At 44.8% G+C, this 21,994-nt stretch carries 23 protein-coding genes and 1 riboswitch; of the genes, 6 read left to right on the forward strand and 17 right to left on the reverse strand.

What is annotated here, in order from left to right:
• Positions 1–6: 6 nt before the first annotated feature.
• Positions 7–2,391, reverse strand: a complete 2,385-nt coding sequence (locus ACTSEZ_RS11060) for a 3-hydroxyacyl-CoA dehydrogenase/enoyl-CoA hydratase family protein (protein WP_369734268.1) — start codon at positions 2,389–2,391, stop codon at positions 7–9.
• 248 nt (positions 2,392–2,639) lie between these two features.
• Between ACTSEZ_RS11060 and ACTSEZ_RS11065 the strand changes: the two genes are divergently transcribed.
• Positions 2,640–2,789 carry a YuzL family protein gene (locus ACTSEZ_RS11065; protein WP_081414238.1) on the forward strand — a complete coding sequence of 50 codons (150 nt, stop codon included), beginning with the start codon at positions 2,640–2,642 and terminating at the stop codon, positions 2,787–2,789.
• 65 nt (positions 2,790–2,854) lie between these two features.
• Here ACTSEZ_RS11065 and ACTSEZ_RS11070 read toward each other — a convergent pair whose 3' ends face one another.
• A complete protein-coding gene (locus tag ACTSEZ_RS11070) occupies positions 2,855–3,769 on the reverse strand; it encodes a proline dehydrogenase family protein (protein WP_369734269.1) in 915 nt (304 codons plus the stop codon).
• Positions 3,770–3,870: 101 nt separating this feature from the next.
• Here ACTSEZ_RS11070 and ACTSEZ_RS11075 point away from each other — a divergent pair, with 101 nt between their 5' ends.
• Both ACTSEZ_RS11075 and ACTSEZ_RS11080 read left to right on the forward strand, forming a co-directional pair.
• Positions 3,871–4,140 (forward strand): hypothetical protein, encoded by a 270-nt coding sequence (locus ACTSEZ_RS11075; RefSeq protein WP_029284245.1) that lies wholly within the window; start codon positions 3,871–3,873, stop codon positions 4,138–4,140.
• Between the two features lie 12 nt (positions 4,141–4,152).
• Positions 4,153–4,491, forward strand: a complete 339-nt coding sequence (locus ACTSEZ_RS11080; RefSeq protein WP_369734270.1) for a spore coat protein — start codon at positions 4,153–4,155, stop codon at positions 4,489–4,491.
• A gap of 32 nt (positions 4,492–4,523) precedes the next feature.
• On the opposite strand, the gene ACTSEZ_RS11085 is transcribed toward ACTSEZ_RS11080, so the two are convergent.
• Together ACTSEZ_RS11085 and ACTSEZ_RS11090 are read right to left on the reverse strand one after the other, a co-directional pair.
• Entirely contained in the window at positions 4,524–5,240 is a 717-nt protein-coding gene (locus ACTSEZ_RS11085) for a gamma-glutamyl-gamma-aminobutyrate hydrolase family protein (protein ID WP_369734484.1), read from the reverse strand.
• Positions 5,241–5,305: 65 nt separating this feature from the next.
• Complete coding sequence (locus ACTSEZ_RS11090) at positions 5,306–5,854, reverse strand: GNAT family N-acetyltransferase (RefSeq protein WP_369734271.1); 549 nt, start codon at positions 5,852–5,854, stop codon at positions 5,306–5,308.
• A 109-nt stretch (positions 5,855–5,963) separates the two neighbouring features.
• Between ACTSEZ_RS11090 and ACTSEZ_RS11095 the strand changes: the two genes are divergently transcribed.
• A complete protein-coding gene (locus tag ACTSEZ_RS11095; protein WP_369734272.1) occupies positions 5,964–6,179 on the forward strand; it encodes a hypothetical protein in 216 nt (71 codons plus the stop codon).
• Positions 6,180–6,216: 37 nt separating this feature from the next.
• Here the strand turns inward: ACTSEZ_RS11095 and ACTSEZ_RS11100 are convergent, their stop codons facing one another.
• Genes ACTSEZ_RS11100 through ACTSEZ_RS11120 form a run of 5 tightly spaced genes read right to left on the reverse strand, consistent with a single transcriptional unit; the run spans position 6,217 to position 10,137 of the window.
• The gene (locus tag ACTSEZ_RS11100; protein ID WP_369734273.1) at positions 6,217–6,480 is read right to left on the reverse strand and encodes a YusU family protein; all 264 of its coding nucleotides are present in this window, start codon (positions 6,478–6,480) and stop codon (positions 6,217–6,219) included.
• 13 nt (positions 6,481–6,493) lie between these two features.
• On the reverse strand, positions 6,494–7,237 hold the full coding sequence (locus ACTSEZ_RS11105; protein ID WP_369734274.1) for an IucA/IucC family C-terminal-domain containing protein: 744 nt from the start codon (positions 7,235–7,237) through the stop codon (positions 6,494–6,496).
• A complete protein-coding gene (locus ACTSEZ_RS11110; RefSeq protein ID WP_369734275.1) occupies positions 7,234–8,046 on the reverse strand; it encodes an ABC transporter ATP-binding protein in 813 nt (270 codons plus the stop codon). Before ACTSEZ_RS11110 ends, ACTSEZ_RS11105 begins: the two co-directional genes overlap by 4 nt.
• A gap of 34 nt (positions 8,047–8,080) precedes the next feature.
• Positions 8,081–9,136: a FecCD family ABC transporter permease gene (locus ACTSEZ_RS11115; protein WP_029284259.1), complete on the reverse strand. Its 1,056-nt coding sequence runs from the start codon at positions 9,134–9,136 to the stop codon at positions 8,081–8,083.
• The gene (locus tag ACTSEZ_RS11120) at positions 9,133–10,137 is read right to left on the reverse strand and encodes a FecCD family ABC transporter permease (RefSeq protein ID WP_369734276.1); all 1,005 of its coding nucleotides are present in this window, start codon (positions 10,135–10,137) and stop codon (positions 9,133–9,135) included. The genes ACTSEZ_RS11115 and ACTSEZ_RS11120 overlap by 4 nt, the downstream gene beginning before the upstream one ends.
• 178 nt (positions 10,138–10,315) lie before the next feature.
• On the opposite strand from ACTSEZ_RS11120, the gene ACTSEZ_RS11125 reads away from it, so the two are divergent.
• Positions 10,316–11,314: an ABC transporter substrate-binding protein gene (locus tag ACTSEZ_RS11125; RefSeq protein WP_369734277.1), complete on the forward strand. Its 999-nt coding sequence runs from the start codon at positions 10,316–10,318 to the stop codon at positions 11,312–11,314.
• Positions 11,315–11,571: 257 nt separating this feature from the next.
• A complete protein-coding gene (locus ACTSEZ_RS11130; protein WP_369734278.1) occupies positions 11,572–12,297 on the forward strand; it encodes a ZIP family metal transporter in 726 nt (241 codons plus the stop codon).
• A gap of 30 nt (positions 12,298–12,327) precedes the next feature.
• Here the strand turns inward: ACTSEZ_RS11130 and ACTSEZ_RS11135 are convergent, their stop codons facing one another.
• From ACTSEZ_RS11135 to ACTSEZ_RS11170, 8 genes are all read right to left on the reverse strand, one after another.
• Entirely contained in the window at positions 12,328–13,635 is a 1,308-nt protein-coding gene (locus tag ACTSEZ_RS11135; RefSeq protein ID WP_369734485.1) for a TrkH family potassium uptake protein, read from the reverse strand.
• A 27-nt stretch (positions 13,636–13,662) separates the two neighbouring features.
• Positions 13,663–14,319 (reverse strand): potassium channel family protein, encoded by a 657-nt coding sequence (locus tag ACTSEZ_RS11140; protein ID WP_369734279.1) that lies wholly within the window; start codon positions 14,317–14,319, stop codon positions 13,663–13,665.
• 103 nt (positions 14,320–14,422) lie between these two features.
• Positions 14,423–14,563, reverse strand: a riboswitch (cyclic di-AMP (ydaO/yuaA leader).
• A gap of 519 nt (positions 14,564–15,082) precedes the next feature.
• Positions 15,083–17,500 carry a heavy metal translocating P-type ATPase gene (locus ACTSEZ_RS11145; protein ID WP_369734280.1) on the reverse strand — a complete coding sequence of 806 codons (2,418 nt, stop codon included), beginning with the start codon at positions 17,498–17,500 and terminating at the stop codon, positions 15,083–15,085.
• Positions 17,501–17,847: 347 nt separating this feature from the next.
• On the reverse strand, positions 17,848–18,054 hold the full coding sequence (gene copZ, locus ACTSEZ_RS11150) for a copper chaperone CopZ (RefSeq protein WP_369734281.1): 207 nt from the start codon (positions 18,052–18,054) through the stop codon (positions 17,848–17,850).
• Positions 18,055–18,073: 19 nt separating this feature from the next.
• Positions 18,074–18,400 carry a metal-sensitive transcriptional regulator gene (locus tag ACTSEZ_RS11155; RefSeq protein ID WP_369734282.1) on the reverse strand — a complete coding sequence of 109 codons (327 nt, stop codon included), beginning with the start codon at positions 18,398–18,400 and terminating at the stop codon, positions 18,074–18,076.
• Positions 18,401–18,463: 63 nt separating this feature from the next.
• A complete protein-coding gene (locus ACTSEZ_RS11160) occupies positions 18,464–19,141 on the reverse strand; it encodes a response regulator transcription factor (protein ID WP_369734283.1) in 678 nt (225 codons plus the stop codon).
• Complete coding sequence (locus ACTSEZ_RS11165; RefSeq protein WP_369734284.1) at positions 19,138–20,496, reverse strand: sensor histidine kinase; 1,359 nt, start codon at positions 20,494–20,496, stop codon at positions 19,138–19,140. Before ACTSEZ_RS11165 ends, ACTSEZ_RS11160 begins: the two co-directional genes overlap by 4 nt.
• Before the next feature lie 129 nt (positions 20,497–20,625).
• The gene (locus tag ACTSEZ_RS11170; protein ID WP_369734285.1) at positions 20,626–21,873 is read right to left on the reverse strand and encodes a dicarboxylate/amino acid:cation symporter; all 1,248 of its coding nucleotides are present in this window, start codon (positions 21,871–21,873) and stop codon (positions 20,626–20,628) included.
• Positions 21,874–21,994: the final 121 nt, after the last annotated feature.

Here is a 21,994-nt window from a genome sequence, read left to right on the forward strand (position 1 = left end):
ACCCTCCTAGTTACGTAATGGTTTTCCTTTTACAAGCATGTGCTGCATTCTTTGCTGAGATTTGCCTTCCTTCACGAGACTCAGGAACGCCTCTCTTTCAAGATCAAGTAAGTACTGTTCATCTACTTCCGTGCCAAATGGCACTTTGCCTCCCGCAATGACATAGGCGAGCTTTTGGGCAATTTTCAAATCGTGCTCTGAAATATATCCTGACTGAAGCATGGATTGTGCTCCAAGAAGAAGGGCAGCATAACCTGTCTCGCCTACGACAGGTACCTTTTTGCGTACAGGTGCCTTATAGCCGTTATCAGACAGCTGCAGAACTTTCTGCTTTGCATCATAAATGAGGTGATCCCCATTGAAGCTTACAGAATCTTTTTCATTCATAAAGAAGTTTTCTTTTGCTTCAGCTGCAGAAGAAGAAACTTTAGCTGTTGCAATCGTTTCAAATACTTTATTGGCTACGTTCTGCAGATCGAAATCGACGCCTTTTGGAACGCTGTTGAGAAGTTTAATGTAAAGCTCTTTATTGCCTCCGCCGCCCGGGATCAGGCCTACGCCGGCTTCAACAAGTCCCATGTACGTTTCGCTTGATGCCTGAATGCTTGCAGACGGAAGACAGATTTCGGCTCCTCCGCCAAGTGACATGCCAAATGGAGCAGCAACGACCGGCTTTGGACTGTATTTGATTTTCATCATAGCCTGCTGGAAGTGGCGGACAACCATGTCAACTTCAAAGTAGTTGTCATCCTGAGCTTCCATCAGGATCATGGCAAGGTTCGCACCGACGCAGAAATTTTTGCCCTGATTGCCGATGACAAGCCCTTTAAAGTTCTTTTCAACTTCATCCACGGCAAAATTAATCATCTGGATAATATCTAGACCGATCGCGTTATTCGGTGAATGGAACTCAAGCAGCGCTACTCCGTCGCCAAGATCCACCAAACTTGCTCCGCTGTTTTTCTTAATGACGCCTTTTTTCTCTTTTAAGTCCTTGAGATTGATGACTTTTTCGTTCGTCTCAATGCGTCTGTAATCGCCATCATGGTAATAGTAAGAAACACCGTCTTCTTTTTTATAGAAAGAAGTGAAGCCTCTCTCAAGCATGTCTTTGATCCAGGCCGGAACCGTTTTTCCTTCAGCCTCCATTTTTTCAACTGATTTTGAAAGACCGATACTGTCCCATGTTTCAAAAGGGCCGTACTGCCAGCCGAATCCCCATTTCATTGCTTCATCGATGGCAAGGATGTCATCTGCAATATTGCCGAGAAGTTCAGCAGAATAGAGAAGAGTAGGGCTTGTAATATTCCATAGAAGCGTTCCTGCTCTGTCGCCTGAATAGATAAGCGCTTTCATTTTTGCCGCTGAACCCTTGATCTGTTTTGCAGCCTCGATGCTCTGAGCCTTCAGCTTCTTCCGTTCTTGATACTCCAGGGTCTCTGGATTCAGCTCGAGAATCTCTTTTCCTTCTTTTTTGAAGAATCCCTGGCCTGATTTGCTTCCGAGCCAGCCGTTCTCAAGCATCTTTTTCATAAATTCAGGAATGTCGAATACGTCTTTCTCTTCGCCGTCCACTTGGTCGTAAACGTTCTTTGCAACATGTGCAAAAGTATCAAGTCCTACAACATCAAGCGTTCTGAAAGTTGCGCTTTTTGGCCGGCCGATAAGAGGACCTGTTACGGAATCCACTTCACCTACACTGTATCCGCCCTTTTGCAGTTCCTTAACGGTAACAAGGAGGCCGTATGTTCCAATTCTGTTGGCAATGAAATTTGGAGTGTCCTTTGCTTCAACTACTCCTTTTCCAAGAACATCTTCCCCGAACGTTTTCATAAAGGATAGAATCTCGGGCGATGTTGCTTTTGTCGGGATGATTTCGAGCAGTTTCAGGTAGCGCGGCGGGTTGAAAAAGTGAGTTCCGAGGAAATGCTTCCGGAAATCATCAGAACGCCCTTCTGACATCGCTTCTACTGAAATACCTGATGTATTTGAGCTGACAATGCTGCCTTGTTTTCTATATTGATCTACTTGCGTAAAGACTTTTTTCTTCACTTCAAGATTTTCAACGACTACTTCAATAATCCAATCCACTTCAGCGAGTCTGTGCATGTCATCATCGAAGTTACCCGCTTCGATTAAAGCCAGATTTCCTTTTGCAGTAAGCGGTGCCGGCTTTTGCTTGAGAAGCTTTTGTACAGCTTCTGATGAGATGCGGTTTCTTACAGCTGCATCCTGCAGAGTCAGACCTTTCTTCTCTTCGCTGTCAGTCAGCGTGCGCGGTACAATATCAAGCAATAGAACAGGGATTCCGATATTTGCCAAGTGTGCAGCAATGCCTGAACCCATGACTCCGGATCCGAGAACTGCCGCTTTTCTAATACGCTGGTTCATGAATGCTCCCCCTTTAGTCGCTTTGAATGAATGCTCATTCATTTTTTGATGAAAAAAATATCCGGGAAATCTTCCCTCTATCTATTAATATAAAAGATTTAGAAAATTTGTTCAACACATTTACGAAAAATTCACATATTAATTTTTAAAAAACGATTTGTCCCATTGATTTGACACAAATAACGGCAGCTCTAATTACATGAAAAAATGAACCCCTGGGAAAAATATAACCGGGGAGGTGATCAATCATGGCAAGACTGAAGAAAGATCCATCAAATGCAGGGATCAGCGCTGCAAGTGTAAAGGGAAGCTCCGGGCCAACAAACGAAATGGCCGGCGGAGGGAAACGCTCAAGCACAAACCAGCAATATAAGAAAAAGAATATGGGACAGGAATAGGTTTTCTATCTTTAGCCAAATGAGGGTCAGTCCCGCCGTCCTTTAAAACACGGCGGGACTGACCCCTATTTTTTAAAGATGCCCTTCAGCACAAATAATGCGTTTGAAGGCCTTTCTGCCAGCCTTCTCATGAAGTAGCCGTACCAGTCTGTGCCGTACGGGACATAGATCCTCATTTTATAGCCTTCTTCTGCAAGTTCAGCCTGGCGCTCTGGGCGGATTCCATAAAGCATCTGAAACTCAAATTGATCACTCGGAATTCTGTTTTCTTTTACAAATTGCTTTGTAAATTCAATGATGGCATCATCATGTGTGGCAACAGCCGTATAGTGACCGTTTTGCATATGCATTTTTATGAGCTTTTTGAAGTTTTCATCCGTATCTTTCTTTTTTGGAAAGGCGACTTGCGGCGATTCCCTGTAAGCTCCTTTTACTAATCGCAGATTCGGATGATAAGCGCTCAGGTCCTCCAGGTCTTTCGCTGATCTGTATAAATAAGCCTGAATCACAGTACCCAGATCATATTCCTTCTTTAGCTCTTTGAATAGTTTAAGTGTCTTCCCGCACCTTGCATAGTCTTCCATATCGATGGTGACAAAGACTCCATGCTGTTTGGCGGCTTCCATAATTCTTTTCATATTCCGATAAACAATTTCATCAGAAAGATCCAGGCCCATTGACGTTAACTTCAGTGAAAGTTGGGAATGAAGCTGTTCTCCCGCGATTGTTTCAATAGCCTTTATGGACTGCTCAGCCATTTCATTTGCCTCAATTTCGTTATCAACAAACTCCCCAAGATAATCAATAGTCACATCCAGCTTTTTTTGATTGAGCCCTTTTATGACTTGTGCAGCCTGCCCGATCGTTTCTCCGGCAACAAAACGCGATGCGCCGAATCTCGGGCCGTAGCGCTTTGCGGCATTCGTCAGCCATTTGTTTTTTGATAAAAACAGGAAAAAATGACGGAATAAAAACTCCAACCGGCATACCCCTTCCGATATAAATTCTTACATAGGTAAACCTGTATAAAATCAGAAGCCTGAGGAACGATAAGGAAGAAAATGTCCAAGGAGGTTTTTCCATGCAACAACAGCAGAACACAGGCCAGCAGCAAGGCATGATGCAGCAGCCGCCTGCCATGATCACAACAAAAGATCACCTTTACTTAACCGATATGCTTTCATGGAATTTGCTCGCCATGAAAAAAGCCCATTTTTTCGCTTCTCACTGCAGCGACCAGCAAATTAAAGCAGAGCTTGAAAAGACCGGAAAGATGCATGAAAAGCATTATACGGCCATTCTTAATCACTTAAATCCAAATCAGGAAGCAAGTTCAACACAGCTTCAATAGGAGGGGTGCAGCATGAACAACAGTCAAAACCAGAATAAAATTGGAAATCCTGAAACACAAGTTCCCAAAACCCCGCAGATGAACGACAGGGACTTCATTAACGAACTGCTTGCAACTGAAAAGTACATGACTGACTCTTATTCCACTGCCATGAATGAAATGAGCAACGATGCTCTTTATCAGGATATTCAGGCGATCTTTAATGAAACACAAAATTGTCAGCGCGAGCTTTACAACATGATGTATAAGTACGGATGGTACAAACTTGAAGCTGCCGACACAACTAAAGTCCAGCAGTCTCATCAGCAGTTTGCAGGCTACTTGCAGCAGCAGTCTCCGTATATTCAGTAAATACAAGAAAAAAGCAGCCGACGGCTGCTTTTTTATCTGCACTTTTCAATAAATGTTTTAAAAAGTTTATGCATGGCTTCATCTTCAGCTGCCATTTCTTCAGGATGCCACTGAACAGCTAATACATACCAGTCCTCATAAGTTCCCTCAAGTCCTTCTACAATCCCGTCCGGAGCGGTCGCAGTTGCAGAAAGCGTATCTGCGAGTCTGCCTACAGCCTGGTGATGCATGCTGTTTACTCTTACAGAATCCGTTCCGAAAATCCTTGCAAGCTCACTTCCTTCTGATACTTCGACCATATGAGTAGGGTCTGGTCTGTCTGCTGTTTGGTAATGTTTAATCGGATCTTCATACTGGCTTTCAATATCCTGTATGACTGTCCCGCCAAGGGCAGCGTTCAGCATAGCGATCCCTCTGCAGATACCAAGCACGGGTTTTTGGCTTTGCTCTGCATATTTCACGACAGAAAGCTCCATTTGATCCCGCGCTCCGTTTGTTTTCCTAAGCATCGGATCTGGGTCTTCCCCGTATGAGTGAGGATCAACGTCCTCTCCACCGCTTAATATAAATCCATCACACTTCGAAACAAGGGTTTTTGCAGCTTCGTCGTCCACTAAAGGGATAACGACAGGGATGCCGCCTCCCTGTATGACCGAACTGATGTATTTTTGGTGAACATGGACACTTTGAATGTCCCCGTGGTCCACGACTGAACTTGTAATGCCGATAACCGGCTTAGACTGGTCCATCAAGTTTCACTCTCCTAATCTATGTTATTGGTCTATACCCTCACATAGTAAGTTTGAACCTGATTTTAAACCTGTCTTTTTGCAGAAAGAGCTTCCCATTCTTCTCTTAAAATCCCAACTCTGACTGAATCGTAGTATTTACCCTCCACTACCCTGCATTTTCTCATCCTTCCCTCAACGGTCATTCCAAGCTTTTCTCCAACCTTTATCATTCTGGTATTGCCTGACCAGGTTGTGTATCCCGCTCTGACAATCGGCAGGGATTCAAACAGATGATCAATCCACATTCGAAAAGCTTCCGTACCGTATCCTCCGTTCCAATAAGCGGGATCATAGATGCCGATGCCCATTTCCAGCCACATGGACGGCTCATGTTCCCAGTAATAGCTGACGGTTCCAATTACTTTTTCATCCACGGTAATGGCCCAGTAGTCATCCAGTCCGACAATGCTTTCTTTTTGAGAGAGAAAATCGGCCAGAGTCAAACTTTTATGTTCAAAATAGGGGGCGTCCCATTTTTTCCATTCAGGGTGTTCGTCACTGTATTTTATTTCCCAAAGGTGAATAAGATCTCTGCTTTCAATAGGGCGAATTATTGTTTTTTGCTGCTTCATTTCGTTTATCCTCCGTTTTGGGATGTGATTTTTCACTAAAATTCTTTTACTCTCTAAAACTATACCTTATAATGACAGAAACAGGTAAAATATGGAGGTTGTTGGGTTAATGAGAAGTATTGCTTCCGCTTTAATCATCTATTTTTCTTTAGTCGGCATTCTTTATGCATGCGGCTATTTATTCGACATTACCTGGCTTCAGTGGCAAAAAACGGTGTACGATCAGGCTGGAGGAGTGAAAACGGTTACAGGTTCAGTTATTCCTTTTTTTCTTTGTGCACCAGTTCTTTATGTCTTTTCAAAAAAAGCATCGGGACAGTCTTAAAATAAAAAATCCCAGAGTTCTTGGAGTATCTCTGAGATTAGGTGCGTTTTTTATTCGTCTGGGACATGCGGTGCTGTTCATTCAGCTGTTTTATTTCAGCAATCAGTTCTTTCACCATTTCCTTCTCTTCCGGATACGTTTCGTTCCAATGCTTGACCAAGGGCGGCATTGATTTAGCAATGTGCGAATAGAGCACCCACATTTTCACTTTTTCCTTCAGTTCAGGAGTTGCTTCCCCGAGGAGAAGCTCTGTGTATTTTTCAAGTAATCCGTCAAGCGGAGCATTCAACTCGTTCTGCACAAAAATTCCTCCATTATGTAAGGCAATGTTTCGGGCATGTGCTGCACCGGTCTCTTTTTTCAGATGTTAAATAATACAGACAGCAGGTTTGCCTGATTGTCGCTCCACCTGACTGCTTTTCTCTGAATAGCGGGTGAAACGGATTTTCCAATCCTTCGCCGAACAAAGAGCCGTCCGCCTTCCTTACCACATACTCATAATCTTCCTGTATTTGTTCTATCGTAACACACTCAGGCTTGTTTGCAAGGAGGGTTTCATACATCCAGACAATATAAAGGCCGACGTTTTCCCACAGAATCATTTTAGAAATTCTTGCTTCTTTAGAAACCGTCAGGACAAGCCTGCTCAAATGGTTTTTAAAAAGGCCGCGGAGAACTTCGTCCCTCCACTCATCCCTCTTTTCTCCCGGTACGGAGCACTCAAGCTTCCAGAAATAAAAAGACGGCAGCCATAGCGGGTCTTCATCATCTGATTCCAGGCTCATATTTTCGGGATCTGTATTCAGACCCTTCTCAAAGACGGTCATTGAGTAAAGCGTAAGTGCTGCAAGAAAGGCATACCTTTTCACAAACAGGGACCCTATCACATTTAGTCTGTCAGAATGGATTTTAGGCTTAACTGCCTCTAAATAAGAAAGCAGAGCTGCAGGTTCAAACAAACCGGCTGATTCAACAGACAGATCCGACCCGCTTCTGTCTGACCCAAGCCGAAACCTGGACAGGTCCTGAAGCTCCTCTTCACTTAGAAAAACGGTCATGAAATGGCAGCCTCTTTTATGATGCATCGTCCTCTTCCGTGGGGAATGCACAGCGGTGTGCCAAAAAGCGGATCCATCGTGACTTCGCAGTTCATCTGGAAAACATCCTTAACAAGATTGCAGTTAATCACATGCTCCGGACGGCCTTCTGCATAGATTTTCTTATCTTTGATCGCCACAATATGATGGGCGTAGCGGCAGGCAAGATTGAGATCATGAAGCACCATGACAATCGTTCTATTTTCTTTTTCATTCAGCTCAAACAGCAGATCAAGAATCTCAATCTGATGGGTCATATCAAGATAGGTCGTAGGCTCATCGAGCAGAATGATATCCGTGTCCTGAGCAAGAGTCATCGCAATCCAGGCGCGCTGACGCTGGCCGCCTGACAGAGAATCAACCGGACGTTCGGCAAATTCAAGCATTCCAGTAGATGCAAGTGCGTCCATCACCGCTTTTTCGTCCTTTTCAGTCCACTGTTTCAGCCAGTTCTGATAAGGATAGCGGCCCTGCTTCACAAGCTGCAGTACAGTCAGCCCTTCAGGAGCAGCCGGACCCTGCGGCAAAATGGCAAGCTTTTTGGCCACTTCTTTTGTCGGAAGCTTCGCAATGGCTTCTCCCTCAAGAAGAACAGCCCCTTTTTCAGGCTTCAGCAATCTCGCAATGGAACGCAGAAGAGTCGATTTCCCGCAGCCGTTGCTGCCTATAAAGACGGAAATTTCTCCTTTTGGAATCGTGAGGTCAAGTTCATTGATGATCGTTGTATCCCCGTAGGATAATGTGAGCGACTTCGTTTGAATAGCTGTCATAGTAGCCTCAGCTCCCTTTCGCATAAGAATGGGTTTAATTGTTTCTGCTTCTGTAAAGCAGATAAATAAAGTACGGAGCTCCGATTGCTGCTGTAAAAACGCCCGCAGGAATTTCGAGCGGGGCGAACAGGGTTCTTCCGATGAGATCTGCTGCCATTACAAGAACAGCGCCTATCAGAGCTGATACAGGAAGCAGGGCTCCAAAGGAAGATCCGACAAGCCTTCTGGCGATATGCGGCGCGATCAGCCCCACAAACCCAATGCCTCCGGCAAATGCCACTGCGCTTCCTGTCAGTGCTGTTGCAATCAGCAGAAGAATGAACCTGTTTTTCTGCACTGAGCTGCCAACACCGGCTGCAAGCTCATCCCCAAGCTCCTGAATGTTGACGTTCCGAACAAAAATAAAGCTGATGATCACGAGCACTATGGTAACAGGCACCATCACTTTCACCTGTTCCCACGTTGCAGAGTACACCGTCCCGGTAATCCATATATTTGCCTGCGCTGCTCTGTAAATCGGACCTTTGATCAGCAGCAGGGTTGTAAGTGACTGAGCAAGCATAGAAAGACCAATTCCGACCAGAACCAGCCTGATTGAGGATGAACCGCCCCTCCAGGATAAAAGATATACAAGCAAAGCAATAACCGTTGCGCCGATAAAGGCAGCAACCGGCATCCACTGAATTGGAACGGTCAGCGAATTGTTTTTATCACTGAAAAGCACCAGGAAAAGGACTATCGCGACAGATGCTCCGCCTGTAATCCCGATAATATCAGGGGATGCGAGCGGATTGCGGATAATGCCCTGCAGAATTCCCCCTGCAATGGCGAGAGATATGCCGACCATCAGCGCAATTAGAATCCGCGGCAGCCTGAACGAGTTAATGACGAGCTCATCCATTTCCGTTCCGTAGCCCGCAAGCGTCTTCAGCACCTGCAGCGGTCCAATCCGCATATCCCCCATTCCCGTGCTGAACAAAAACGTAAAAGACGTCACGGCAAGAAGGATTAAAAAGACAGCTAGTGCCTTTTTATCAATAAGAAACGAGATAAATCCTTTGCCGATTCTGAAAGATTGATAGCTTTTCATTGTTTCTGGAACCCCCTGCGTGCGATGTAGATGAAAAACGGCGTTCCGACAAGAGCTGTCATCACTCCAACCGGGACCTCTTCAGGCATCGCTGCAAATCTGGCTCCAATATCCGCTATCAGCAGCAGGACTGCACCAAGCACAGCGCAATACGGCAAGATCCAGCGGTGATCATTTCCAACCAGGTAGCGCGCTATATGAGGAATCACGATTCCGACAAACCCTACAGGTCCTGCAATGGCAACTGCACCGCCTGCAAGCAGAATAATAACGGCAGCTGTCACCAGTTTAACCGTCCCTGTCTTCTGCCCGAGACCTTTCGCCACGTCCTCCCCCATCATCAAAAGATTAATCTTAGATGCAAGAAACACGCAGATGAAAAAAGCCGCGGCTGTATAAGGCAGCACACTGTAGAGAATCTCAAGCTTTCTTCCCTGAACAGACCCTGCAAGCCAGAACAGCACCTGATCAAGGGCAGCCTCGTTGCTGACAAGAAATCCCTGAGTTAAAGAAGAAAACAAGGCGGCCATTGCAGCACCCGCAAGTGTGAGCTTCATCGGCGTAAGACCTTCACGCCCGAAGGAGCCTGCAAAGTAGACTGTAAACGCTGCAACTGCAGCTCCGGCAAACGAAATCCATGTGAAAGCCTGGAGAGACGTCACGCCGAATACGGACACAGCAATGACTACAAAAAAACCGGCTCCTGCATTGATTCCAAAAACCCCGGGAGATGCGAGCGGATTTTTCGTAAGGGCCTGCATCAGTGCCCCTGCAACAGCAAGACTTGCCCCTACAACCGCAGCAACCAAGGCTCTCGGAAGGCGCACATTCTGAATGATAATATGTTCATTTGATCCGTCAAAGCCTGTAAATGCAGCAATTGCGGTCTGCCAGGAGGTTTGGGTATATCCGAGCACAACACTTGCACAGGCACTTGCAATAAGAAGGATGACTCCAAGAACAAGTCCTCCGGATTTCATTAAATTAGATTGTAATAACATATTTATACCTCTTGATGTTAAACCATCCCAGGATTATTTTTTTCTACCGTTATTGTAACAAAATCCAATGATTTTGAAAATCATTTTCAATTAAATGTTGACAACGGAAATCAGAAAAATTAATATTTAACTTGTAAATGAAAATCATTATCAAATAAAATACGGGGGTAACACACATATGCAGGCTACATATCAAAAAGCATGGCTGGCACTGATTGCAATCGTTTTATCTGCAGTAATGCTAGCAGCATGCGGCAATGGCGAAAAAGAAGAATCAGCCGATACAGGCAGCAAAGATAAAGAAGGCGAATCTTATACAGTTGAACACGCAATGGGCACGACAGAAGTAAAGGGCAAGCCTGAAAAAGTGGTCATCCTTACCAACGAAGGAACAGAAGCACTGCTTGCACTTGGAGTAACACCAGTGGGAGCCGTTAAATCATGGATTGGCGACCCTTGGTATGAGCATATTGCCGGAGACATGAAAGACGTTGAAGTTGTTGGAGACGAAAGTGCTCTTAATGTAGAAGCAATCGCAGCGCTTAAGCCTGATCTAATCATCGGAAACAAGCTGCGCCAGGAAGATCAGTATGAAAAACTAAGCAAAATTGCACCGACTGTTTTTTCAGAAACGCTGAAAGGACAATGGCAGGAAAACTTCAAATTCTACGCAAAAGCACTTGACCGCGAAGAAGAAGGCAAAAAAGTCCTTGCAGACTACGATGCACGCATTGCTGAACTGAAAGAAAAAGGCGGAGAAAAGCTAAATCAGGACGTATCTGTCGTCCGTTTCATGGCTGGCGCTACCCGCATTTACAACAAAGACTCGTTCTCAGGAGTCATTCTTGAGCAGCTTGGATTCACAAAGCCTGCAAACCTTGAAAAAGTATTCTCTGATAACCCTAAGGACCTGTTCGCACGTGAAGTAACAAAAGAATTGATTCCTGAAATGGACGGAGACCTTCTCTTCTACTTCACATATGACCCGGCTGAATCAAAAGCTGATGCAGACAAACAGGTGGAAGAATGGACAAATGACCCGCTTTGGAAAAACCTGAATGCTGTGAAAGAAGGTAAAGCTTACCAGGTGAGCGATGCAATCTGGAATACATCAGGCGGAGTAAAATCAGCGAATCTTGTTCTTGATGATATTGAAAAGCTGGTTCTTGAAAACTAATCATTGTCTCCCGCTTATCTTTATATAGACCCTTTTAAACGCAGAAACGTCCTCCTGTTAGGGGACGTTTTTTCGTTTCTTCTATTGAATGACTAATTTTTCTAATTCCTCTTACTCATACCCGCTGATTCTTCAATACCTCTTCACCGTCATTTATCGGCAGAAAATTCAAATTATTCATCTGGATTTTGTGGTATTCTTTAAATGAACTTTGGAAAGCTAATAGGTAGAAATTGGACGGGAGGGACTGTAAACAAATGCTGCAGGCCGCATTGTGGGGAGCTTTTGCCGGTTCCTCTATTCTGCTGGGCGCATTGCTTGGCATTTATAAGGAAATCCCCCGCAGAATCCTCGGGTGGATTATGTCGTTTGGTACAGGTGTTTTAATTGGAGCAGCTTCCTTTGAACTGTTAAGGGAATCTGTAGATGACGGCGGACTGATGACCGCATCAGCAGGATTTATCATTGGTTCGCTCACCTTCACGATCAGCGAACTGCTCATTACGAAAAAAGGCGGCAGTGACCGCAAGCGATCAAACAAAAACCCTGAAAATCATTCTGGAGTCTCGATTTTTATCGGCACTGTCATTGATGCCATACCTGAGTCCGTCATCATCGGAGTCAGCCTGCTTCAGGAAAATGCCGTCAGTTTCCTGATGGTCACAGCTGTTTTTATCAGCAATTTTCCAGAAGGACTGTCAAGCTCAGTCGGACTGCGCAAGGACGGGTATTCGAAAAAGAGAATTCTTCTTATGTGGCTCATTGTGCTTATTCTGTCCTCTTTAAGTTCTTTTCTTGGATATACGCTTCTTCAGCAGGCAGGCCCTGAGATTATTGCAGGAATAGGTGCCTTTGCAGCAGGAGGCATCATCGCGATGGTTGCATCAACCATGATGCCTGAAGCATTTGAAGAGGGAGGGCCAATAGTGGGCTTTATTGCTTCCATTGGTGTGCTGGCCTCATTAATCTTATCTAACTTGTAAAAGGGCCCCGCTTTTAGCGGAGCCCTTTTCTCATCCTGTTAAGATGTCTTCATTCGGATATTTGATTTTTTCTTTTTGAGGTTTTGCAATGGAGAATAGAAGCGTAAGCGGTCCTACTTTTCCTAAGAACATGATAAAGATGATGACTTGTTTTCCAAGGTCAGTCAGCTTTGGCGTAACGGACATGGACAGACCGACAGTACCAAAGGCAGACACCACTTCAAAAACGATTTCCATGAATGTAAGGTCTTCTGATACCGTCAGGATAAAGACAGCTGTAATGACAAATAGGAGACTTGCGACTGTAATAGCAAGGGCTTTTACAATGTATTTTGGATGAAGCGAACGTTTGGCAATATTGAGTGTTTCTCTCCCCCTTAAAAAAGAAAAGGTGGCAAAGAGAATAATAATTGCGGTTGTAAGCTTAATTCCGCCTCCGGTTGACGCACTTCCTGCTCCCACGAACATGAGAATGATCATAAGGAATAGAGTCGAATCTTCAAGACTTGCCATATCAAGGGTATTAAACCCGGCGGTTCTAGGAGATACAGCCTGAAAATACGAGGCAAGGAGCTTGCTTCCTGACGACAGATTTCCGAGAGTTTCAGGGTTTGAATACTCAATAAAGAAGATAATGAACATAGCTGCTGTATTAATAATGAGGGTTCCAACCAGCATCAGCTTCGTATGAAGCGAAAACTTTTTAAAGCTTCTTTTCCGCCAAATATCGATGAGTACGGTAAATCCGATCCCTCCGATAATAAAGAGAGATGAAAGCACAAAATTGATCAGCGGGTCTCCCACATATCTCATCAGATTATCCGGCCATAAGGCAAATCCGGCGTTATTAAAAGCAGAAATGGAATGAAAAAAACTGTAAAACAAACCTTTTTCCCAGCCAAACTCAGGAACCCACCTGAATGAAAGGAAAATCATTGCAATAAACTCGATGATTAAAGAGAATAAAAATAAGTACTTTACTAAATTAATGACACCTCCTATAGAGGTCTGGTTCAGAGCCGTTTGCATCATTAAACGTTCTTTAATGCCGATTTTACGTCCTAAAACCATGTAAATAAGAACACCAAAAGACATAATACCGAGCCCGCCAAGCTGTATGAGCAAGGCGATAATAAACTGGCCCGTATATGTGAATGTCGAACCTGGATCAACAGGCGAAAGCCCCGTTACTGTCATAGCTGATGTCGCCACAAAAAAAGCATCAATCCACCTGATCGGCTCATGTGTCGCTGCGGGCAGCATGAGCAAAGCAGATCCAAGGGAAATTCCCACTGCAAAAACAATCACTAGAAGCTGGGACGGATTAAAACGAATCATTTTTTGCAGTTTCTGAGAACTGATCACCTACATCCCCTCCTCCTCAAATCTTGATATGTCCTTATTACGTCCAATTACCAGCAGAATATCACCGGTTTTAATGGATTCTTCCGCCGGCGGGGAAACAATGATTTCTTCCTCCCGCTGAATTCCTACAATGTTGCAGCCGTATCTCGATCTTATATCAAGATCAATCAGTGTTTTTCTGTGAATTTTTGATGTAGCGACTAGCTCAGCCATACTGTAATCTTTTGATAGTTCAATGTAATCAACCATTTTTTCTGAAAAGATATAATGAGCAATGCGTTTTGCCATATCACGCTCCGGATGGATGACTTTGTCTACTCCTATTTTGTCTAAAACTTTGTGATGATAGTCATTTTGAGCCTTTGCCCAAACCTGGGGAATCTTCATCTCTTTTAAAATCAGTGAGGTCAGGATGCTCCCCTCAATATCATCGCCGAAAGAAACAAAGGCATGATCCACATTCCGGACCCCAAGCTGCTTCAATGTTGTTTCATCAATCGCATTTGCCTGCACAGCCAGCGTGGCATATTGAGAATAGTACTGCACCTTTTCATCATCTTTATCAACTGCCAGCACTTCAATTCCCATTTCATGAAATTCCTTTACAAGGCTTCCTCCGAAACGTCCGAGCCCAAAAACCGCAAACTGCTTTCCCACCTGATTTTTCCTTCTTTCAATCCATTATTTTTGCACACAAAAAAGACACAGAGGTCCCATGAACCACTGCGCCTGTTTTTTTAGACAGCAATATGTTTCATTTATCCTCTCTCAAGAACGCTTGCGAAGTTAGCTGTCGGATTCGGGCAATGAGAGTAGCCCTACCTGTAAAGGATTCACCCCGAGCTGCAATCTGCAGCAAATTTGGGTCCCCCGCTCCTAATGGATTCAGCGATTTAAGAACATATGAATGTGAGTTATGAGAGTATCTTACTCCTGTTGGAATGGACAGTAAAGAGCCATATTCGGGCAAATAGCTTTGATTTCATGTGTTAATCATTCATTTAAGCGCTTACATATATGTTTTGCTGATTGTGGCTGTAAATTTCAGGTTTTTTCGCAAGGCATACCTGCGTACTTCGATATAGATTGCTGAAGCGGTAAGTGTGATGTGATCATTACGTCCAACTATCGTATTTTTTCTTCCGGCTTCTGTGTCTTACCTACCGACTTTTGTACTTTTACAACCAACTTCATTCATTTTACATCCAACTCTGTCTCCGCAGGGCGTAACTCCGCCTACCGCTAAAAAAGAGGTCATCTCAGGGGATTCCAGTCCGGCTAACAATCCAAAGTCAGTGTCTAACAGTCCAAACTGCCGTGCTAACAAGCGAAATACGGGGTCTAACAATCCTGGTCCATTTTTGGGTGAAAAAACACCGCAAAAAAACCAGGCCGCCGCGGCAGACCTGGTTCACACTCTTTATAATTTTGCACGCTGCAGCCTTAAGGCATTCAGTACGACTGATACGGAACTGAAGGCCATGGCTGCTCCTGCAAGCCACGGTGCAAGCAGACCGGCCGCTGCAACTGGAATGCCGAGCGTATTGTATCCAAAAGCCCAGAAGAGGTTCTGCTTGATGTTGCGGATGGTCAGCTTGCTCATGTAGATGGCATCTGCAATGCTGTTCAAGTCGCCTCTCATCAGCGTAATATCCGCAGCTTCCATGGCGATGTCCGTTCCTGTGCCGATTGCCATGCCTGTGTCTGCAGCGGCGAGAGCTGGAGCATCATTAATGCCGTCTCCTACCATCGCCACTTTTTTCCCTGCCTTCTGAAGGTTTATCACTTCTTCTGCTTTTCCTTCAGGAAGCACTTCAGCAATGACATGATCAATGCCCGCAGCTTTAGCGATTGCCTGTGCTGTCCGTTCATTGTCGCCCGTCATCATGATGACGTTAAGTCCCATCTGCTTTAACCGTTCAACCGCTGCTTTAGATGTTTCTTTGATCGTATCAGCTACTGCAATCAAACCTGCTAGTTCCCCGTCAATTGCCGCAAGCATAGCCGTTTTGCCGTCAGCTTCAAAGCGTTCCTTTTCAAAAAGAGCTGGTTGTGCGTCGATCCCGTATTTCTCCATCAGGCGGATTGTTCCGACCAGCACTTGATGGCCGCCCGCCTCAGCTTTAATGCCAAAGCCAGGTACAGATTCAAACTGGCTAGCTTCTGCGAGCTCGACGCCTTTCTCTCTGGCTCCGGCGACAATGGCCTGAGCGAGAGGATGTTCAGACTGATTTTCAGCTGCAGCAATCAGCTTAAGAACCGTTTCTTCATCGCGCTCCCCATACAGAATCACATCAGTTAATTCCGGCTCCCCTTTTGTCACAGTACCGGTTTTATCTAAAACAATAGTATCGACAAGGTGTGCCGTCTCCAAGTGTTCTCCGCCTTTGAAAAGAATACCCGCTTCTGCAGCTCGCCCGGAACCTGCCATGATGGAGGTAGGGGTAGCGAGGCCCAGTGCACATGGACATGCAATGACCAGCACGGCAATCATTTTTTCAAGTGCTCCTGCAAAGTTCCCCTGGTCAACCCATAAGATCCAGATCAGGAATGTCAGAACGGCAATCCCGACAACGATTGGAACGAAGATGCCTGAAATTTGATCAGCGAGTCGCTGAATCGGCGCTTTTGACGTTTGTGCCTGCTCGACTACTTTTATGATTTGTGCCAGCGCTGAGTCCTTGCCGACTTTCGTTGCCTTTACCTTTAGGAAACCATTTTTATTAATCGTTGCTCCATAGACTTGATCCCCCGGTGATTTATCGGCAGGAATGCTTTCTCCAGTCAGCATGGATTCATCGAATGCTGAATTCCCTTCTATAATTTCGCCATCAACAGGCACCTTTTCTCCCGGTTTAATTAAAACGGTATCACCTGCTGCAACTTCTTCAAGCGGCACCTCAAGTTCGGTACCGTTCCTGATCACTCTTGCTGTTTTTGCCTGAAGTCCCATCAGCTTTTTAATCGCTTCTGACGATCTTCCTTTTGCTTTAACCTCAAACAGCTTTCCGAGCAGAATTAAGGTAATCAGCACAGCACTCGTTTCAAAGTACAGTTCAAGCATATGACCGGCGTGACCGATGGAATCTATTGTTAAGTAGAGACTGTAGAAATAGGCAGCCGATGTTCCAAGTGCTACAAGAACGTCCATGTTGGCACTCTTGTTTTTAAGTGCTTTGTATGCGCCAATATAAAACTGGCCTCCAATTATGAACTGTACCGGAGTTGCGAGAATCAGCTGAAACCACGGATTCATAAACAGTTCCGGAACATACATCCATGAGGTAAAGGAGAAATGACCGACCATTGACCAGAGCAGGGGAATTGAAAGGATAGCCGATAATATAAATTTTCTCTGCTGCTTCACAATCTCTTTTTGCTTGCGGTCTGCTGTATCTTCATTGTTTTTCTCTGCCTTGACATTCGCGCCATACCCAAGCTTTTCAATCCTCTTAATCATATCCTGAGGGGTAATCACTGAGGGGCTGTATTCAATTGAACCTGTTTCAAGCGCTAAGTTAACCGTCGCTTTTGACACGCCTTCGAGCTTGTTCAGTCCTTTTTCAATTCTTGCCGAACAAGCTGCACACGTCATTCCGGTAATAGTGAATTCAGCTTTTTCAAGACTGATTCCGTATCCCAGATCCTCTACCTTTTGATGAATGGCTGCGCTGTTCGTTTTACCCTGGTCAAACGTGACGGAAGCTTTTTCGAGAGCGAGGTTCACTGTTGCCTGCTCAACTCCCTCAAGCTTATTCAGCCCTTTTTCAATTCTGTTTGAACAGGCTGCACACGTCATTCCGGTAATTTGAAAATTGGTTTCTTTGAGATTGCTCATATTGAGTCCCTCCATATACCACATAGGGGTATATATTTTTGAAAAAGAAAACGTGCCGGTTTAGCACGGTTTCTTTTGTTAAAATAAAGCAATTCTGCTTTTCGCATTGTCCAGCTCCATCGCTCAACTCCTCGGCCAGAACAAATCCGGCCAAAAAGTCAAACCCGGACTTTTCAGCCGGATTCTTATCTGGCTCCCGGAGCTAAACGAGCGATTCCGCTTTTCGCATTGTCCAGCTCCATCGCCTAACTCCTCGGCCAGAACGGATCCGCCAAAAAAAGCAAACCCGGCTTTTTCCGGCGGATCCTTTTCTGCCCTTCGGAGCTGACCGAGGCGATTCCGCTTTTCTATTCTACTTCATACCCCTGATCATCGATAGCTTCTTTGATGGCAGCAAGGTTTACTTTTTCCGGGTTGTACTCGACAGCTACCGTTCCTTCGTTAAGATCGACTTTTACTGATGTGACTCCGTTCAGTTCACCTACGCCGCCTTCTACTGCTTTCACACAATGGTTGCAGGACATTCCCTGTACATTCAATGTTGCATTTTCCATATAAAATCTCCCCTTTAGTTTATTTCATTAGACGTTTGACGGTTACGAGCACTTCATCGATGACTTCAAGATCCCCATCCTGGATTCGTTCGACCAGACAGCTTTTCATGTGGCCTTCGAGAAGAATTTTGCTTACAGAATTCAGGGCAGATTGTACAGCAGCTATTTGAGTCAGGACATCATCACAATAGGTATCCTTATCAATCAGCCCTTTTACTCCCCGAATCTGGCCTTCAATTCTGTTCAGCCGTGTTACTAAGTTCTTTTTAGTCATCTCCGAATGATGGCTCTTTCGGTCTGATCCTGGAACATGACAGCTTTCAGGTTCATTTGCGTGATCAACCATGTCATGCACCTCCTTGATATAAATTTACCATACCCCCCTACCCTATGTAAAGAGATAAACCGCCTATTTTTTTTCGTCTGTCCACTTGTAGCCTGCTCCCCATACCGTCTGAAGGTGTTCTTCAACCGGAAAGCCGTTTTTTCTAAGTTTGTCCCGGATATGTCTCACGTGAGAATCAACCGTTCTGCCATCGGTATCTGCCTCATATCCCCATACTGCTGTAATCAGGTGATCCCGGTCAAACACCCTGTTCCGGTTTTGCAGAAAAAGACCCGCCAGCTGGAATTCTTTCGGGGTAAAGGGGATTGTTTTCTCTTGATAAACAGCTTCCTGCTTTTTTTCATCCCACTTTAATCCCCTGAATTCAATTGCGGAGTTGTTACTCGTTCTTCTTAGAATGGCTTCAATTCTTGCAAGCAATTCGGATTCATCAAAGGGTTTCGTCAGATAGTCATCTGCACCGGCCCTGAGACCTTTTACAATATCAGCCTTCTGATCCCGGGCGGTGACCATTAAGATGGGAATATCCGAAAAAAGCCTGATTTCCCGGCAGATGTCAAAGCCGCTTTTATCAGGCATCATCACATCCAAAATCACCAGCGCAGGGTTTTCTCCTGCAATTAAGTCTGCCGCTTCATTGCCGTCACTGCTTTTCACGCAGGAATAGCCTGCAGGCACAAGATAAAGCTCAAGCAGATTAAGCATCAGCTGTTCATCATCAATCAGAAGTATTTTTTTCATGCTTTTGGCTCCTTTTGAAACTCAATGATAATAGAGGTCCCTTTTCCAAGACTGCTTTCTGCACGGACAGTGCCTCCCGCTCCCTCCACAATTTCTTTTACGATAGCCAAACCAAGGCCTGTCCCTCCACTGTGGCGTGACCTTGACTTGTCTACTCTGTAGAGCCTGTCAAAGACATGCTGCAGGTCTTTTTCTGGTATCCCGATCCCCTCATCAGAATAGGCAATCTTCACGGAATGATGGTCTTCCCGGACTTTCACTGTAATGGCTGAATGTTCCTCTGAATAGCGGATGGCGTTGTCTAAAATATTCAATGTGACCTGCTCAAACCTTGCCTGGTCGATAAAAAGATAGACCTCATCTTCGGGGAAGTCCTCTACAACTTTCATCTTCTTGTCCGCCAGAACGGGCTGAACCTGTTCTGCTGTTTTACGGAGAAACGCCCGAATTTCCGTTTTCTCTTTTTCAATTTGAAATGACAGCTGATCCATCCTTGCCAGTTCAAAAAGCTCCTCCACTAATCTTGAGAGGCTGGACGTTTGCTCAGTGAGTATTGTCAAATAGCTCGCCCGCTCAGCTGGAGGAAGTTCCGGTCTTTTTGCCACATCGGCGTAGCCTTTAATATACGTGAGGGGGGTACGCAATTCGTGAGCGATGCTCGCCAAAAATTCGTTTCTTTCCTGCTTCAGGTGCTCAAGATCACTGGCCAGCTTTTGAATGGAGGCACCAAGCTCCCCAAGCTCATCGTTTCTGTGCATTTGAAGCTTAACGGTAAAATCCCCTGCACTTAACCGCTCTGTTGCTTCTTTCATCTTGAGCAGGGGCTTTGTCACGATTCTTGATAAAAAGAAGACGGCTATAATGGTCAGCAGCACAGAAACCGTCCCGATAAAAAGGAAATGGTCGTTCAGCCTTGAGATCATGGATTGAATGGAGTCTGTCCCTTTAAACATATAGACATATCCGTTTATATTTTCCCCGTCGCGGACGGGGCTTGCCGTCCAGATATAAGGACTGTTTTTCCAATCTTCCCCTGATTCAGGCGGCTCTTTCAATGCCTTTTTCATATCTGAATTGAGTTCAGCAGATCCATAGAGAACGGTTTTATCCGCTGCTGTCAGCAAAACGTCTGTATCAGCTTCCGATTCCATGAGAACAACATGCTCCATTGTTGTTTGATCACCGTGTTTCTCAAGGACATCACGGTGGCTGTCCCCCCTGATTTGCAGGGCATTCAGCTCTTCCTCCACACGTGTATTTACAAGATTTCTGTATAAAAAGAGAAAGAGACAGGTTTCTACTATTAAAATAATGGAAAAAAACAATAATCCGATTTTGATGGCAAGCTTGTTCACGGTGAATCCCCTTATTATTCTTATTTCTTTTACCATAACAGAAAAATGTGCATATTTTGTGCACTTCACATTATCGTACAGACGAAAAAAGCGGCCATTAACGGCCGCTTTTCCATGAAATCTATTTTTTTACACCGTTTTTTGGTCAACTTCAGGAATCACGTAATCTCCATGCTTCTTCTCTGTTTCAGTAACAATGACGGCACATGCAGCATCACCAGTGATGTTGACAGCTGTACGCGCCATATCAAGAAGGCGGTCAATCCCGATGATCAGGGCGATACCCGCTACAGGCAGTCCAACAGAGTTTAAGACCATAGCAAGCATGATCAAACCTACGCCAGGTACTCCAGCTGTACCGATTGAAGCAAGGACAGCTGTCAGAACGACGGTAATCAATTGTGTGAATGATAAGTCAATGCCATACACCTGTGCGATAAAGATTGTCGCTACACCTTGCATAATGGCAGTTCCGTCCATGTTGATCGTTGCGCCAAGCGGCTGAACGAAGCTTGAAATCGGCTCAGGAACCTTCAGTCGTTTTTGCGCAGTCTCCATCGAAACCGGAAGAGTAGCATTACTGCTCGACGTACTGAAAGCTACTGCCATTGCAGGAGAGAAGTTCTTAAAGAAAGCAATCGGGCTCTGCTTTGCAAGTAATGCGATAGATCCACCGTATGTGATAATTGCGTGGATAATAAGGGCCAAAATGACAACACCCATATACAGTCCCATTGCTTTCAGTGCATCAAGTCCCTGGCTTCCAACTGCTGTTGCAATAAGACCGAATGTACCGAATGGAGCAAATTTCATCACAAGATTAACAAGATACATCATTAAATCATTGCCCTGCTCGACAAACTTCAGCAAAGCACTTGCTTTTTTCCCAAGGAATGTAATTCCCAGACCTACAAAGATCGAAAAGACAATAATCTGCAGCATGTTTCCGTCAGCAAACGCCTTGATTGGATTTGTTGGAATCATGTTTAAGAAGGTTTCAGCAACAGATGGTGCTTCCTTCGCTTCATATTCAGCTGAAGTAGTATCAAATTCACCTACGTTGCCAGGCTGTATAGTCAGAGCAAGGATCAGGCCGATAACAATAGCCACAGCTGTTGTCACAAGGAAATAAGAAACAGTTTTAACGCCAATTCTTCCAAGCTTCTTCGGATCACCGAGACCGGCTACCCCAAGAGTAATAGAGAAGAAGACAATCGGCACGACAAGCATGTTGATTAAGTTCAAGAAGATTTTCCCAAGCGGCGTGAACAGGAAAGTATCCAGCTGCTTAAATAAATCCGGGGCGGTTATATTGAGGATCAAACCTACAATTGCACCCAGAATAAGACCAATGATGATTTTCGTTGCTAGTTTCATAGACAACCTCCGTAAAATAGAATAATAAAAAGCTAGTTATTTATTCCCAGTTTAACGGGATGGAGAAACATGATTGTGAGAGTTTTTTGAAAAATACAAAAAAACCACAGGAGATACCCAT

It is taken from the genome of Metabacillus mesotrionivorans (genome assembly GCF_052171315.1).
In the GTDB taxonomy this organism is placed as follows: Bacteria; Bacillota; Bacilli; order Bacillales; family Bacillaceae; genus Bacillus_P.

Bases quoted from the DNA above. Each gene is read 5' to 3' on its own strand.
- ACTSEZ_RS11125 (WP_369734277.1), top strand. From the start codon at position 10,316: ATGCAGGCTACATATCAAAAAGCATGGCTGGCACTGATTGCAATCGTT.
- ACTSEZ_RS11135 (WP_369734485.1), bottom strand. From the start codon at position 13,635: ATGATTCGTTTTAATCCGTCCCAGCTTCTAGTGATTGTTTTTGCAGTG.
- ACTSEZ_RS11095 (WP_369734272.1), top strand. From the start codon at position 5,964: ATGAGAAGTATTGCTTCCGCTTTAATCATCTATTTTTCTTTAGTCGGC.
- copZ (WP_369734281.1), bottom strand. From the start codon at position 18,054: ATGGAAAATGCAACATTGAATGTACAGGGAATGTCCTGCAACCATTGT.
- ACTSEZ_RS11080 (WP_369734270.1), top strand. From the start codon at position 4,153: ATGAACAACAGTCAAAACCAGAATAAAATTGGAAATCCTGAAACACAA.
- ACTSEZ_RS11105 (WP_369734274.1), bottom strand. From the start codon at position 7,237: ATGACCGTTTTTCTAAGTGAAGAGGAGCTTCAGGACCTGTCCAGGTTT.
- ACTSEZ_RS11085 (WP_369734484.1), bottom strand. From the start codon at position 5,240: ATGGACCAGTCTAAGCCGGTTATCGGCATTACAAGTTCAGTCGTGGAC.
- ACTSEZ_RS11060 (WP_369734268.1), bottom strand. From the start codon at position 2,391: ATGAACCAGCGTATTAGAAAAGCGGCAGTTCTCGGATCCGGAGTCATG.
- ACTSEZ_RS11155 (WP_369734282.1), bottom strand. From the start codon at position 18,400: ATGGTTGATCACGCAAATGAACCTGAAAGCTGTCATGTTCCAGGATCA.
- ACTSEZ_RS11120 (WP_369734276.1), bottom strand. From the start codon at position 10,137: ATGTTATTACAATCTAATTTAATGAAATCCGGAGGACTTGTTCTTGGA.
- ACTSEZ_RS11145 (WP_369734280.1), bottom strand. From the start codon at position 17,500: ATGAGCAATCTCAAAGAAACCAATTTTCAAATTACCGGAATGACGTGT.
- ACTSEZ_RS11065 (WP_081414238.1), top strand. From the start codon at position 2,640: ATGGCAAGACTGAAGAAAGATCCATCAAATGCAGGGATCAGCGCTGCA.
- ACTSEZ_RS11170 (WP_369734285.1), bottom strand. From the start codon at position 21,873: ATGAAACTAGCAACGAAAATCATCATTGGTCTTATTCTGGGTGCAATT.
- ACTSEZ_RS11090 (WP_369734271.1), bottom strand. From the start codon at position 5,854: ATGAAGCAGCAAAAAACAATAATTCGCCCTATTGAAAGCAGAGATCTT.
- ACTSEZ_RS11110 (WP_369734275.1), bottom strand. From the start codon at position 8,046: ATGACAGCTATTCAAACGAAGTCGCTCACATTATCCTACGGGGATACA.
- ACTSEZ_RS11075 (WP_029284245.1), top strand. From the start codon at position 3,871: ATGCAACAACAGCAGAACACAGGCCAGCAGCAAGGCATGATGCAGCAG.
- ACTSEZ_RS11115 (WP_029284259.1), bottom strand. From the start codon at position 9,136: ATGAAAAGCTATCAATCTTTCAGAATCGGCAAAGGATTTATCTCGTTT.
- ACTSEZ_RS11130 (WP_369734278.1), top strand. From the start codon at position 11,572: ATGCTGCAGGCCGCATTGTGGGGAGCTTTTGCCGGTTCCTCTATTCTG.
- ACTSEZ_RS11160 (WP_369734283.1), bottom strand. From the start codon at position 19,141: ATGAAAAAAATACTTCTGATTGATGATGAACAGCTGATGCTTAATCTG.